The sequence below is a fragment of the Drancourtella sp. An12 genome, assembly GCF_002160935.1.
GTDB lineage: Bacteria > Bacillota > Clostridia > Lachnospirales > Lachnospiraceae > Sellimonas > Sellimonas catena.
Genome location: NZ_NFLO01000002.1, coordinates 136,142 through 150,544 on the forward strand (window position 1 = coordinate 136,142; position 14,403 = coordinate 150,544).

The 14,403-nt window shown below is 45.5% G+C and carries 9 protein-coding genes; 7 read left to right on the forward strand and 2 right to left on the reverse strand.

All coding sequences use genetic code 11. From position 1 onward, the window contains the following. The first annotated feature begins 135 nt into the window (after nt 1-135). Genes B5E64_RS02955 through B5E64_RS02970 form a run of 4 tightly spaced genes read left to right on the forward strand, consistent with a single transcriptional unit; the run spans nt 136 to nt 8,197 of the window. Nucleotides 136-1,620, forward strand: coding sequence for a TIGR02677 family protein (locus B5E64_RS02955; protein ID WP_087167047.1), 1,485 nt, complete (start codon nt 136-138; stop codon nt 1,618-1,620). Continuing rightward, entirely contained in the window at nt 1,620-2,768 is a 1,149-nt protein-coding gene (locus B5E64_RS02960) for a TIGR02678 family protein (RefSeq protein WP_087167048.1), read from the forward strand. The genes B5E64_RS02955 and B5E64_RS02960 overlap by 1 nt, the downstream gene beginning before the upstream one ends. Continuing rightward, a complete protein-coding gene (locus tag B5E64_RS02965) occupies nt 2,758-6,849 on the forward strand; it encodes a TIGR02680 family protein (RefSeq protein WP_242960069.1) in 4,092 nt (1,363 codons plus the stop codon). Before B5E64_RS02960 ends, B5E64_RS02965 begins: the two co-directional genes overlap by 11 nt. Next, the gene (locus tag B5E64_RS02970) at nt 6,812-8,197 is read left to right on the forward strand and encodes a TIGR02679 domain-containing protein (RefSeq protein WP_087167049.1); all 1,386 of its coding nucleotides are present in this window, start codon (nt 6,812-6,814) and stop codon (nt 8,195-8,197) included. The genes B5E64_RS02965 and B5E64_RS02970 overlap by 38 nt, the downstream gene beginning before the upstream one ends. 479 nt (nt 8,198-8,676) lie before the next feature. On the opposite strand, the gene B5E64_RS02975 is transcribed toward B5E64_RS02970, so the two are convergent. Both B5E64_RS02975 and B5E64_RS02980 read right to left on the reverse strand, forming a co-directional pair. Beyond that, on the reverse strand, nt 8,677-9,585 hold the full coding sequence (locus B5E64_RS02975) for a GTP-binding protein (RefSeq protein WP_087167050.1): 909 nt from the start codon (nt 9,583-9,585) through the stop codon (nt 8,677-8,679). A 20-nt stretch (nt 9,586-9,605) separates the two neighbouring features. Further along, a complete protein-coding gene (locus tag B5E64_RS02980) occupies nt 9,606-10,667 on the reverse strand; it encodes an NAD(P)-dependent alcohol dehydrogenase (RefSeq protein WP_087167051.1) in 1,062 nt (353 codons plus the stop codon). A 320-nt stretch (nt 10,668-10,987) separates the two neighbouring features. On the opposite strand from B5E64_RS02980, the gene B5E64_RS02985 reads away from it, so the two are divergent. Genes B5E64_RS02985 through B5E64_RS02995 form a run of 3 tightly spaced genes read left to right on the forward strand, consistent with a single transcriptional unit; the run spans nt 10,988 to nt 14,399 of the window. Continuing rightward, nucleotides 10,988-11,839: a cell division protein FtsQ gene (locus tag B5E64_RS02985; RefSeq protein WP_087167052.1), complete on the forward strand. Its 852-nt coding sequence runs from the start codon at nt 10,988-10,990 to the stop codon at nt 11,837-11,839. Nucleotides 11,840-11,866: 27 nt separating this feature from the next. Beyond that, nucleotides 11,867-13,561 (forward strand): energy-coupling factor transporter ATPase, encoded by a 1,695-nt coding sequence (locus B5E64_RS02990; RefSeq protein ID WP_087167053.1) that lies wholly within the window; start codon nt 11,867-11,869, stop codon nt 13,559-13,561. Nucleotide 13,562: 1 nt separating this feature from the next. After that, nucleotides 13,563-14,399, forward strand: coding sequence for an energy-coupling factor transporter transmembrane component T (locus B5E64_RS02995; protein ID WP_087167054.1), 837 nt, complete (start codon nt 13,563-13,565; stop codon nt 14,397-14,399). The last annotated feature ends 4 nt before the right edge of the window (nt 14,400-14,403 follow it).

Genomic DNA, 14,403 nt, shown 5'->3' on the forward strand with positions numbered 1-14,403 from the left:
ACACAGGAGAGAACCCCTGCAAGTAGCATGAAAATGTCATTTGTAGGTGATATGATATATTTTTTGCTTTTCCTTGTGAATCGGCAGATGACAGTTTATAATAATTCCAGAGTCTGTTTTAGGAGGACGCTGGAAATGTACGTGACAGATAAACTTACGAAGCCGTTAACAGAAGTAAAATATTTAAATGCGGATAATGTGGACCGGTATCGGTGCATTATGCGCATTTTTTTTGATAATTATGAAAAGTTAAAATATTGGATGTATCAGGAGGAAGTTTATGACGAATTAAAACAGGATCCATATTTTGCTGATTATAAGATGGAGCAGTGCCAGCAGGATTTAAATGCGCTGACTGCCTGGAAAAATCTGATTGCGGATCAGGATACGCGGAAAGTCACATCGCTGGAGGAGTTCAGCAACCGCAGGTTCCGGTATCAGATGTCAGAATACAGTGTGGAGATTGAGAGACTGGTTCTCAGACTGGAAAATCTGTTTATTGAGGGAGCATCATTGGAACCGACGCTGTTGGAACGGATCCGGATCAATGTGGGGAGATTTCCTCAGATGGTATCCGAGCCATTAGATGCAGTTTACACATGGTGGACAGATCTCAATAATGATTTCATCCGGCTGAATCAGAATTACCAGGATTATATCCGGGATCTGAACAGCGTAAGAGCGGAAGAGATGATGAGGACACGGGCATTTCTTGTATTCAAAGACCGTTTGATTGAATATCTGAGGAATTTTATCAAAGGACTGCAGAGAAATGTGGGAATCATTGAGGAAGAAATCCGGGGACTGCCGGAAGAAACGAAAGAGACTGTCTTGAATAAGGTAGTACAGTATTCGATGTCAATACCAAGAATGGATGTGGAAATGTCAGAGACGTTGATTGCTGATAATATTTACGGCAGATTTCAAAGTATCTATGACTGGTTTGTTCCGGAGAATGGCCAGGAGAATGAGGCGGGAAAACTGTTTGATGCTACGAACGAAATTATTCGAAAGATCACCCGGTACGCGGCACAGATCAGTGAGAGGAATGCTCTTGGAGCAAACCGCAAGGAAGAATATAAAAAGGCGGCGTCTATCTTTATGGCCTGTGAGGACGTGCAGCAGGCGCATAAGATGGCGGCAATGATTTTCGGATTGGAGAAACCATTCCATTTGAATGTAAAAAAAGAACGTGAGACAGACAGTATGAATACGACCGTGTATGAGGAAGCTCCGGAGGAGTTCGTATTAAAACCGAGGATCCGGACATATCGGGAAAAGAGTATAAGAAGCGGTCTTCGTGACCATGGAACAGAAAAAGCCAGGGTGCGTGAGCAGATGTTAAAGCAGATCAAAGAAGACAGGGAAAAGGCAGGAGAGCTGATTCAGAATGGAAGAATTGATTTTTCCACACTTCCGGTAATTGAACCAAGAGTCAGAGAGATCCTTTTAAGATGGCTGTCCGATGCGATGGAAGATGCAGAATATTCTGCACGGACCGATGATGGCAGACGGTTTGTACTTGATATGAAATATGCGCAGGAGAAGTGTGTGGTTCACTGTGAAGATGGAAATTTTACGATGCCAAAAATCAGTATTGTATTTCAAGAGGATGAGTAATGAGAGAAGAACTTGAGATTTTAATGAATCGAAGATGGGTATTAAAGGCGGAAGAGAAAGAACTGTATTACAGGCTGAGGGATGCGGCAGGTGAAATACGGAAGTTTGCAACAGAAAAAATGGGCTGCCAGATCATTGCCAATTCGCTGCTGATCAAAATGGAGAAGATTCCGGCAGTGCCGGAGGAATGGATGGGAATCCGGGAGTTTACATCCAGAGAGGAATATGCCTTTCTTTGTGTACTGTTGATGTTTCTGGAGGATAAAGATACAGAATATCAGTTTACGATTTCTATGCTGACGGATTATATTTCCGCTAATATGCCGGCAGAAAAGGTGGATTGGACACTCTACACGCACAGGCGGAGGCTGGTGAAGGTGATGCGTTATGCAAAGACGCAGGGGATTATTCAGGTAACAGACGGGAATGATGAAAATTTTATGGAAGATCAAAATGGGCAGGTCCTTTATGAAAATACAGGAGCGTCCAGGTATTTTATGAAAAATTTCTCTACAGATATTATGTCTTATTCTGAACCGGAGGATTTTTTGGAAAGCGAGTGGTTTGGCGTGGATGAAGACCGGGGAATTGCCAGGAGACACCGTGTCTATAAGCGTCTTTTGTTTTCACCCGGAATGTACAGAAGCGAGGGAACAGCGGAGGATTTCGAATATCTGAAATATTATGGAAGACGTCTGGCAGAAGATTTGAATGAACATCTGGACTGTGATCTGCATATTCACAGAGGCAGCGCTTATGCCCTTCCGCAGGAAGGAAGCAGGCTTGGAATACAATTTCCGGGAAATAATGCAGTATCAGACATGATTCTGCTTGTGTGCCGGGAAGTAAGGCGGAAAGTTGAAGAAGGAATCTGGAAAGCAGAGACAGATGAGATGATCCTGGTAGATCAGATGGAATTTGAGAGACTTCTAAAAGAAGTGAAGAGAACGTATGGAAATGGATTTACCAAGCAGTTTCGGGAAATGCAGGAAGGAGAATATGTAGAAACCATGATGGAAGAAATGCGGATCTGGAGTTTTATCCGGGTAATGGAGAAGGATCACATGGTTGGCATCTATCCGGCAGCAGGAAAAATACAGGGAAGATACCCGGCAGATTACGCAGGAGGAGATAGAGATGAACAGTAGATGGCAGGCGAACAAGATCGGTTTGATCAATTTCTGGTACTATGATGAGCAGGAGTTTTCTTTTGCGAAAGGGAGAATGCTTCTCAGGGGTTCCAATGGTTCGGGGAAGTCAGTAACAATGCAGAGTGTGATTCCTCTTCTTCTGGACGGAAATATGAATCCGGAACGTCTGGATCCTTTTGGATCGAGAGATCGTAAGATGAGCAGTTACCTTCTGGAAGACGGAGATGAGAGAGAAGAGAGGACAGGATACCTCTATCTGGAGTTTAAACGATGTGACAGCGAGAACTATCTGACGATCGGGATGGGGATTCGTGCCAGAAAAGGAAAGCCGCTGGATAAATGGTATTTTGCCATCACAGACGGAAGAAGAATCGGAAAGGATTTCTGGCTTTATAAAGAGCTGGATGAGAAGATCACTCTTTCCAAAAGAGAACTGGAAAACCGGATTGGAGACGGGGGCCGGGTTATAGAACGGCAGGCAGAGTATATGGAATATGTCAATCGTCAGATTTTTGGCTTTGAGAATGTGGAAGAATACAAAGAGATGATCGATCTCTTGATTCAGCTGCGTACGCCGAAACTGTCAAAAGATTTTAAACCGTCAATTATCAATGAAATTTTGAGCGATTCCCTGCAGCCGTTGTCAGACGAAGATCTTCTGCCGATGTCGGAAGCAATTGAAAATATGGACACCATGAACATGAATCTGAAAGCGCGCCGGGAAGGGAAACAGGCTGCGGAAAAGATCAACAGGGTATTTGAGAAGTATAATCGACTGGTACTTTATGAGAAAGTCCAGAATTACTGTGAAGCAAAGAAACGGCTCAATGACACAAAAAGAGAGCAGGAAGAAGATGAGAAGCTGCTTCAGAAACATCAGGAACGGGTACAGGAACTCATCGCTGAACAAGAAGAGCTGGATGCCGGACGGAAGACGATGGAAAAAGAACGAGATTCTCTGAAGGAAAGTGACGCTGTCGGTTTAAAAGAGCGGGAAGTGGAATTGGAAAAGAGGATTTCTGATCAGGAAATCCAGCTTCAAAAAAAGAAAGGGCAGCTTGCGGACAAGCAGGACACATATATTGAGACAGAGAAGAAAAAGAAGCAGGAAGAAGATAAGGCATTCGAAAAGAAAAGCGAGATTGGGCATCTTTTAGAAGAGATGGATGAGGATGCCGGGGACATGGCTTTTGAGGAGCATACCTTTTTTGCAGATGAATTATTGCAGAATATAGAAGAACCATATGGATTTGAAAGTCATCAAAACCAGATGGAAATTGTACAGGAACGTATTGGAGAAGGCCTGAAAATTTTACAGGCGGCAGATGGAAAAGAGCGACGTCTGGAGGAACTGCGTCTGCAGAGGGAACGACACCAGAGGGCAGAAGATCTGTCAGCAAGGAAGGCGCAGGAGCAGGAGAATCTGTTGATTCAGGCACAAAACGAATGGAAAGAGATGTTGTACAGATGGGCAGGCAGCAATGAAGAATTAAATATTCCATCGAATACGTTAAAAGGAATGTCCGGATTCGCAGAACATTATGGAGATCATTCAGATTTTGCAGAAGTTCGGACTCAGGCGGCAGATATCTGGATGAAAAAAAGAGATGAACTTGACCGGCAGAGACGGGAACGAAAAGTAAGAATTCAGGATCTGGAACAGCAATACGAAAAAACCAAAAAAGAACTCGCTGACTGGCAGAACAGGAAAGAGCCGGAACCGGACAGGAGTGAAGCGGTTGTGGAAAACCGCCGGGCGCTTCGGGAAAAACAGATTCCATACCAGGAATTTTATAAAGTCATTGAATTTGGGCAGAACCTGAGTAAAGAAGAATGTGACCGGCTGGAAGAAGCGTTGGCTTATATGGGGATTCTGGATGCACTTGTGATTGATGAATCATATAAGGATCAGGTGCTGCATCTGGATACAACAGGATGTGACAGGTATCTGTTTGTACAGAACGGGCATGTTGAGAACAGTCTGCTCTCCGTGCTGGATTTAAACGATACAGTGAATAATCTTTTCTTTAATCAGACAATCACGAATATTCTGGGACGAATTGCTTATGGAGAAGATATGCAGGAAAGTACGATCGTAACGAAAGAAGGAATTTACCAGATTGGTGTGCTGACGGGAACTGTGACAGGGAATTATGAAGCGGGATTTCTCGGAACACAGGCCAGAGAGAGAAACCGTCAGGAAAAAATCCGGCTGTGCGGAGAATATATGAATGTGCTCGAGGAAGAGATAACCTGTCTGGAACAAGAAACCGGGGTTTTGAGTAAAAGAATGGAGATTCTGGAAAGTGAATATCAGGCACTTCCGGGAGATCAGGATCTTAGGACTGCCTGGAAAATGCTTACAGAGGCAGAAGAAAGGGAGCAGAAACTGCGGGAAGAGGGCAGAAGACTGGAAGGCGAGATTGGAACAGCAGCCGCAGAACTGAGAGAATTGAAAACAAAAGCCGGAGAGATTGCGGATAAACTGTATCTGTCATGCCGGCTTGATATCTTTCAGAAGGCGGATGGAGCTTCCAGAACATATGAAAAAGCGTTCTATCAATTAAAAGCCGGCCATGAAGTATATATCCAGATGATCCGTTACCAAAAAGAACTGGAGGAACAGCTGGAAGGGCTGGATTTTGACATGGATCAGATCCGGTATGACATCGGGATCTTAGAAAGACAGATGAATAAAGATAAGGTGGAATACGATTCGGTCAGAGAGCAGTTGAAGTTGACAGATTATGAGAAAATCAAAAAACGGCTGGATACCTGCATTGAATGGCTGAATGCTTATCCGAAGAGACTGCAGGAGTGTGTGGAAGAAAAGGCGCAGAAAGAAGAACAGATTCGGGGAATCCGGGAGCAGATAGAGAAATTGAAGGACAAAAAACTGGAATTGGAGGACAAAGAGGAATATTTGAAGCGTTGCTTCCGGGAGGAACTGGTTCTTGAATATGCAGGATTTTCGCCAGAATTTGAGGAAAAACCGGAAGAAGTCAGAAGAGCATTGAGCGTAGAATGTCAAAAAATGGATCGAAACAGTATTATTCAGGATTTGAATCAGGTTTATTTTGAAAACCGGGGCGTCTTAAATGACTATCAGCCGATGCAGAAAGAACTGTTTGGAGACGGGGAGATCAGAGAAGGACTGCCATCTCCGAAGAGAATTGATATGACGGCAAGATATCAGGGATCCGTCATTCCGTTTGGAAAACTGCTCGGATATCTGGAGGAGGAAATTCAAGATCTGACAGAATTGATCCGGGAAGGAGACAGAGAGCTTTTTGAAGATATTCTGGCAAATACGGTGAGCCGGAAAATCCGTGGAAAGATCAACAGTTCCATTTCATGGGTGGAAAATATGAATCACCTGATGGGAGCGATGAATACGTCAAGCGGCCTGAAGCTCAGTCTCCGCTGGAGAAGCCGGACGGCAGAAACAGAGGGGCAGCTGGATACAAAAGAACTGGTAGAACTTTTGAAAAAAGATTACCGGCTGATGCGGGAAGAGGAGGCAGAACGACTCTCCATGCATTTCCGCTCAAAAGTAGAAGAGGCACGGAAAAACGCGAGAGACAGCGGAGGAATGGTTTCTTTCTATCAGGTAATGAAGGAGACGCTGGATTACAGGAAATGGTTTGAATTTCAGCTGTTCTTTCAAAAAGGTGGTGAAAAGGTAAAAGAACTGACGAACAGTATGTTTGGTACGTTCAGCGGCGGTGAAAAGGCGATGGCAATGTATGTGCCTCTGTTTTCGGCTGTAGTAGCAAAATATGAAGGCGGAAGGGAAGACGCTCCAAGGCTGATTTCTCTCGATGAAGCATTTGCAGGTGTGGATAACAGAAATATCAGAGACATGTTCCGGCTGATGACGGAATTCCGGTTTGATTTTTTGATTAATTCACAGGTACTTTGGGGAGACTGCGACACACTGGACGCTCTTGCGATCTATCAGCTGATACGTCCGGAAAACGCAAAGTTTGTGACAGTAATGCCGTATCTTTGGAACGGAAAGACAAAGGAATTAATGGAAGATGAAGATGAGATGGAACAGCGGGCTGCCAAAGCTTGAAAAAGAATGCCTTACCTATCTGAAAGAGCAGAAAGTATTTGAAAGACTGCTGAAAGGGTTCTGGAAAAAATATGAATCATACGGGATGTTTACAGGGACAGTAGAATTACGGAATCTGACAGAAGAAGAGAGAGAGGAACTGGAAGGATTTTTTGGAAAAAATTTTCATGGGAAAAAGAGTGCCGCTGTCTCTGCGGCAAAATTCAGAAATGCCTGGAAAAACAGCCGGTTTGGTGAAATTTCACCGGAGAAAGTTCTGGAAATCTATTTCGATAAAAAGCCGGAGGCAAAAAGCGAAGAAAAAAGATTATATGAACAGATGTGGAAGAGTATCCTGAAACAGGCAGGTAAAGAAGCGGCAGGAACGCCTGCGGCCGGCTGGATTGAGAATCTTAAGGATGTGTTGGAAAAAGGCGTCAGTTCTGATGTTTCCGTATGTGCGCAGGAGATATACCGCTATTTGAAAAAACGCTGTGGCGAGTCAAAAAGCAGTGAACATGAGATCCGAAAACAGGTTTCCATGGTTGCCCGGATGATCAATGCGCTCCCATACTGGAAAGGGAACGTGGAATATCAAGCTGTATTTGCGGCAAAGGTAACAGGAAATCCGCACGCATTTGACCGTGGAGAACAGGACAGTGCGCTTCTTACACTCATTTTGAACTGGTTTGCCAGGCAGAATCAGAATGGACAAAACAACAAGGAAGAGTCCTGTCAGCCGAATCATAACATCTTTCCGGCACTTCACACGCAGAAACTGTATCTTCAGGCAGGAATCTTAAAAGATGATGTATCGAATTACACTACTGTTTTTGGAATTCGTGCGTGGAAAGAGAATGGAAAACTGCATCAGGGAATATGCGGATATTTAGAAGAAGAGGAGGCCGTGCAGGTTTCACTTGCTTCTATAGCAAAGTGGGGACGGGTGGAATGCAGGGAGCAGGAATTATTTCTTGTGGAGAATCCATCGGTATTTTCTGTCCTTTGCGGGAAATGGAAAGGAAAACGATCCTGTATGTGTATGAACGGACAGCCAAGACTCAGTTCTCTTCTTCTGCTGGATCTGCTTGCAGGGAGCGGAGTCAGGATTTACTATGCCGGAGACTTTGACCCGGAGGGGCTTTTAATTGCACAAAAACTGAAACAGTATTACCGGGGAGATTTTATTTTCTGGCATATGACACGTCAGGATTATGAGCAGGCGATGTCGAAAGAAACGATCTCCGAAAGGAGAATGAAAATGCTGGAGAAAATTACGGATCCACGGCTGCTTCCGGCAGTGGAACGAATGAGAGAAGAAAAAAAGGCAGGCTATCAGGAAAAACTGATTGGTTTGTACACAGATTAAAGGCAATAAGGCGCCGGTGCAGAGTTTTGCTCTGTTCCGGCGTCTTATTGTCATGCGGAGTAAATGCCCTGTACGGTGATCTGCCGGAAAAACCGGGAGAGCCCAAGGGTTACAGTTTCTTCGACACGCTGTGGGATCCTGCGGATCAGAATCTCCCCGAATTCGTGAGGGAAGCTTAAGAAATGCTCACGTTTTAGGACGGCTGTTTCTTCCGAATCGACAAACCTTGCCGATATATCCAGACGGGAGCCGCCTCATGTGTGGCACATCATTGGGGTAATCAGGATATTTTTATGATTGGATTTTTTCATATGCTCAATTAACCGTTCGTCAAGATGAAATTTCATGGTGGAATCCTCCTTTGCTTTTTCTGGCATTATTATCTCAGATTTAAATGGAGAGTTCCGTGATGAAGTCACAGAAAGGGCAGAAAGGCCCTCCGGACTTTGCAATGCTGATCCGGAAGGCCTCACATGAAATTAAGAAGATTCTCGCAATTCTTTGATCAGTAGTTTGCGCAGTTCCCGGCGTTTGATTTTCGGGCCGATGAAAATACTCTTTGGCTGTTCGGTTTCGTCAAATCCGGTGATGGTGTAACGGTCGTCCACCACATCAAAGCGGAGAAGACAGCCTCCGGCGTCAACGAATCCTTTGGCCCGGCAGATCGTCCCGTAAGTACCGTGGATCAGCTGTTCCAGAAACCAGATCAGATGATCGGGGCCCGGCAGGGAAATATCTGTAAGGCCGAGGGAGAGCAGGTTTGGAGTGTCCATCTGTTCGGGTGTGATGGAGTTCCCGCTCAGATCCGTATGTAACAAGGTCTCCCACCAGGACAGCTCCATATGGCTGTAATGCTCTGCCTGGATTCGGGCGTCAGGATTGACATCCCGGATTTTGGAAACCAGAGTATCCATCTCTTCCGGTGTATCGAAGTTACGTTTGGAAATGACGATGGTCCCGGCTGCCTTTAACTGATCTTCAAAGATATCCCGGTAGTCCCGCATATAGTGGTCAAAGCAGTTGGCATCCACAATGGTAACGGGACTTAAAAGGGAAATCCGTTCGTACTCGATCTGCCGGATATTATGAATGACATTGGACAGTACGCCCACACCGGTCGGCTCTACAATGAGATATTCCGGATCGAGGGTGTTGGCGATGGTCAGGATGGAGGAGGCAAAGTCCGATTTCATGGAACAGCAGATACAGCCTTCCGTCAGTTCCCAGATATTGATATCTTTCTCCTCATCTAAAATGGTTTTGTCGATACCGACTTCCCCGTATTCATTTTCCATGACGACAAAATCCTGCTTTGTCTTCTGCGCCATTTCTTTAATAAACGTAGTTTTCCCGGCACCGAGGAAGCCGGAAACGACAAGTATCTTCATAATATCCTCCGATTTTCTGGTTAGTCTTCGATTTTAACGACTGGTTTGATCAGGTCTCTTGGCTTGTCTCTCATAAGGAAGAGTGCTTCTTCCAGATGTTCCCATCCGTCAAATACATGGGATACGAGCGGGTGTACATCCAGTTTGCCTGCGGAAACAAGTGCACCGAGTTTTTCCATGCGGAGACGTCCGCCTGGCATGAGACCGCCGTTGATCTGTTTGTGTCCCATGCCGACACCCCATTCAGCGCGCGGGATATTGACATAGGTGCCGCTTCCAAGATAGTTGACATTACCGATCTTTCCACCTGGTTTTAATGCTTTGACAGCAGATTCAAACGTTTCACAGCCGCCTCCTGCGACAACGACTTTGTCCACGCCTTTTCCGTCTGTCATGGCAAGAACCTGGTCTTCTATGCTTCCGTCTTTGTAACTGATAAAATCAACAGCGCCGTATCCTCTGGCCGCCTCTACGCAGACAGGTCTTGTGCCGACTGCAATAATGCGGGATGCACCGCGCATATTGGCGCCGGCAACAGACATCAGTCCTACCGGGCCGATTCCGATAACGAGAACGGTGTCACCGAACTGAACGTCGGCAAGTTCGACACCGTGGAATCCGGTCGGAACCATGTCGGAGAGCATACATGCATCTACCGGGTCGATATTGGACGGCAGAAGCGCAAGGTTTCCATCTGCGTCATTGACATGGAAGAATTCAGAGAAGACACCGTCTTTGAAGTTGGAGAATTTCCATCCTGCCAGCATTCCGCCGGAGTGCATGGAATATCCTGCCTGTGCTTCGAGAGAGTTCCAGTCCGGAGTGATGGCCGGAACCAGAACACGGTCACCTGGTTTGAAATCTTTGACAAGAGAGCCGACTTCTACAACTTCAGCACAGCATTCGTGGCCAAGAATCATGTTGTGGCGTTCTCCGATAGCACCTTCCCACAGCGTATGAACATCAGATGTGCAGATTGCGACAGCAAGTGGTTTACAGATCGCATCAAGCGGCCCGCATTCAGGGCGGTCTTTCTCAATCCAGCCGGATTCACCGATTTTTAGCATTGCATAGCCTTTCATTTTACACTACCTCCTTTTAGTTGAAAATTGATAAGTTAGATCTATCATATCATGGATGGGACGGGAAAAGTGAAAAAATTTATTTTTAAATTGTAAAAGTTCTATTAATAACGTGAAAAATATGACAAGTTCTGACGAAAAAGGGAAATAAAAAGAAAGTGTTCTTCGATATCGTTTTCGAAGACAAGAGAAAATAAACTTTCATAAACTAAGTGAAAGAAAATTTACTTACATTTAACTAAAGAATGAAAGAAAACTTTACTTCGGATTGTTATGATTTCTAATGTAAAAAGCGTGAAAGTTTTCAGGAGGAAAAGAGAATGGTTACGAAACAACAGACAGCGACACAGTCGCAGAAACTTATGATTTTTGTTCTTACGATGTCACTTTACGGTCTGGCTACGTTATTTACAGAATTGATTCCGAAATTTCAGGTGGGAATTGTGGAATTTTCCGTAGAATATTTTCTGTTTATTCCGCTGGTTCTTGCGATTCTGTTTGATCCGATGTCAGCTGCACTCGGAGCGGCTACCGGAGAACTGGTATTCAGTGAGATCATGCTGGGACAGTTTGGCGGGCTTGGAGAGCTGGAAAAGTTTATTACAGTCACAATCGGTGTCTATATTGCGGGAAGACTTGTGAGAAATCCGAAAAACCGGACAATGGTAGGAATTGCATCGATGACGGGTGTGATTTTACAGCAGCTTTTGGGAACGATTGTGGATATATTAAAGGTTCAGTTTGCGGTAACGGATTTTGAGGCGGTACCGGGACTCCCGGAAAGTGTATTTGCGACAGAAGGTTTTGCATGCTTAAATGATATCCTGTTTTCAGGAATCCTGTTCTGCCTGCTTCCGACGATATTCCTTGTGCCAAGACTTTATGGGAAAATCGAGCCGCTTCTTGGCATGCAGCCGAGGACAGAGGAAACAGCTCTGGGAGCAATCAATGCAAAAGTAGTGATCGGCGCGCTGGTGGCATTTGCGGCGGCGATCGGAGCGGAAATGCTGGCAGAGAGCGGCACTTCGATCATTGACTGGGAAGCAAGCTGGGCAGAGAGCGGTACCGCAGTGGCGGCAGGCATGGTTGTGGCAGCGGCACTTGCGGTTGTGATGCTTCTTGTGATGAAGAAAAAGGCGGAAGCGACAGATAACAAACTGGAAAATGCATAAGTATAAAAGGAAGCAGAAAAGACAGATATGAACAGTATTGAAATCAAACACTTGACATTTGCTTATCCGGGAGCGGAGAAAAATACATTAAATGATGTAAACCTGGAAATTGAAAAGGGAGATTTTGCAGCGATTGTCGGTAACAATGGCTGCGGGAAATCGACATTATGCAAGACAATGAACGGGCTGATTCCACACTTTATCACCGGAACGTATTCCGGAAGTGTGGAGGCAGACGGGGTAAAGGTTCAGGATTCAGACATCGGAACTCTGGCAAGAAAAGTGGGATATGTCTATCAGGATTTCGAAAATCAGATCGTCCGGCCGACTGTGCTGGACGATGCTTCCTATGCCTGCATGAATTATGCCATGCCGGATTATAAAGAGCGGGGAATGAAAGCACTGGCGCAGTGCGGGCTGGAAGGTAGAGAAAATGAGTATATCTGGCAGCTTTCCGGAGGGCAGACCCATCTGCTTGCACTGGCGGGCGTAGTATCTCTGGAACCGGAAGTACTGATTCTGGACGAACCGATTGCACAGCTGGATCCTCATCATGCGGATCTGATTTATCAGATCTTAAAAAATCTGAATGAGAAGTATGGAAAAACAATTATTGTGATTGAACATCATACCGAGTATATTGCGGAGTACTGTAAACATGTGATTCTGATGAAAGATGGGCATATGGAATGGAAGAAGCCGACAAAAGAAGCGTTATGCCGGGTAGAAGAACTCCAGTCCTGCAACATTTTTCCGCCTCAGGTGACACTGGCAGCCTACGAGATGGTCAAAAAACAGGTCATTCCAAAGCCGGACATGCTGCCGTCCAGCATGGAAGATGGAATCCGGCTTCTGGGAGGTCTTGTATGCCAAAGAAGAGGTGATCGTGAAGGTGCTGTTATATCCGAAACTGAGACGATGGTGCAGTTTCGGGACGTTTCTGTCTCCTACCGGGCAGTGAAAGGCAAGGCAGCTCAAGTGTTTGGCGGACTGAATCTGGAAATTCACAGAGGGGAGAAGATCGCCCTGATTGGTTCCAACGGTGCCGGAAAGTCTACAATGATGAAAATGATGACCGGTCTTATAAAGCCGGCAAAAGGTGAGGTCCTCTTAAAGGGGAAATCCATCAAGGATACGAAGCCGGAACAGCTTTCCAGGTATGTATCTTTGGTGTACCAGAATCCGGAAGATATGTTTATCAAAGACTCCATTGAGTCAGATGTGGCGTTCGCCATGAAAGTCCGGAATGAATCGGACTGGGAAGAGAGGACGAAAGCACTTCTCGAGCGGTTCCGGCTCACGGAATTCAAGGACCGGGACGGACGGCTTTTATCCGGCGGACAGATGAGAAGGGCATCACTTGCCATCGGAATTGCCCTCAATCCTGAGATTCTGCTTCTGGATGAGCCGACGGCCAATCTGGATATTGCGACGAGAAAAGAGATTATGCGCACACTGAATGATATAAAAGAAATCACAGAGACAGTGATGATAGCGACGCACGATATGCAGCTTGTATGCGAGTGGGCGGAACGGATCATTGTACTGTGTCAGGGAGAAGTCATTGCGGACGGAACGAGAGATGAGATTTTCGGGGATATGGAAGTCGTAAAAAAATCCGGAATCCGACCACCGGAGATTTTTACCCTTGGACAGGAGATTCAGTCGGACGCATTCTGTTACACAGTGGATGAATTTGTACAGGGATTTGGAGGAAACTAAGATGAGTGGAATGATGAAAAAGATGTCCGAGAACATTCTGGATAAGTTTTCCATGGATTTTCTGCGGAATCAGGTTCTGAAAAATGCGTATGGAAATGATGATACATTGATTGCAAAGACGGATCCGAGAGTGCTGCTCGTCTGGTATCTGTTTTTTGCTGTTGTACCATGGTTTATGAATGATCTGGTATTTCTGCTTGGATGCTTTCTTCTGGTGGCAGTGACCACGATCATGGCACGCGTGGCAGGACTGGTGCTGGTTTTATTCGGTCTCGGAGTGTTTTCGCAGACAGGATATCTGTTTGTTGTCTCGCTTCTTTTTGGAGGCAATACGGAGACAATTGTGCCGCTGCTTGTACTGACATTAAAGGTGGCAACAGTCTCACTGGCCTCGATTACCGTATTTTCCGGTCTGGATCCGGACCGTCTGTCGAATGGGCTGATGTGGTATGGATGCCCGGAAAAGCTGTCCTTTTCCATTTCCTATGCATACCGGATGCTGCCGATGCTGATGGAGGAGTTTCAGAATGTGCTACTTTCTTACCGGTTGAGGGGAAACGCACCGGACAGCAAAGGCGTGATGGGAAAGATCCGTTATCTGATTTACCAGGTGAAGGTCATTATCCATTCCTTTTATCCGCTTATGCTTAATACGGCAAAACGGTCCAGAACTACAGTGGAAGCCCTGGAGATCAAAGGGTACCGCTATGCGGCGGTGAACAAAGAAGTAAAGAAGATGAAACTATCTTCCTTAAAGGTGACGTACAATGACATGCTGTTCGCAGCGGTTTCGTTTTTGTGGATCGCGGTCGTTGTACTGGTTATGGTAATGATATAGGAGG

What these genes read in the sequence shown, in the direction of transcription:
- B5E64_RS02970 (WP_087167049.1), top strand. Translation starts at nt 6,812, where the DNA reads ATGAAGATGAGATGGAACAGCGGGCTGCCAAAGCTTGAAAAAGAATGC.
- B5E64_RS02990 (WP_087167053.1), top strand. Translation starts at nt 11,867, where the DNA reads ATGAACAGTATTGAAATCAAACACTTGACATTTGCTTATCCGGGAGCG.
- B5E64_RS02985 (WP_087167052.1), top strand. Translation starts at nt 10,988, where the DNA reads ATGGTTACGAAACAACAGACAGCGACACAGTCGCAGAAACTTATGATT.
- B5E64_RS02980 (WP_087167051.1), bottom strand. Translation starts at nt 10,667, where the DNA reads ATGAAAGGCTATGCAATGCTAAAAATCGGTGAATCCGGCTGGATTGAG.
- B5E64_RS02955 (WP_087167047.1), top strand. Translation starts at nt 136, where the DNA reads ATGTACGTGACAGATAAACTTACGAAGCCGTTAACAGAAGTAAAATAT.
- B5E64_RS02965 (WP_242960069.1), top strand. Translation starts at nt 2,758, where the DNA reads ATGAACAGTAGATGGCAGGCGAACAAGATCGGTTTGATCAATTTCTGG.
- B5E64_RS02960 (WP_087167048.1), top strand. Translation starts at nt 1,620, where the DNA reads ATGAGAGAAGAACTTGAGATTTTAATGAATCGAAGATGGGTATTAAAG.
- B5E64_RS02995 (WP_087167054.1), top strand. Translation starts at nt 13,563, where the DNA reads ATGAGTGGAATGATGAAAAAGATGTCCGAGAACATTCTGGATAAGTTT.
- B5E64_RS02975 (WP_087167050.1), bottom strand. Translation starts at nt 9,585, where the DNA reads ATGAAGATACTTGTCGTTTCCGGCTTCCTCGGTGCCGGGAAAACTACG.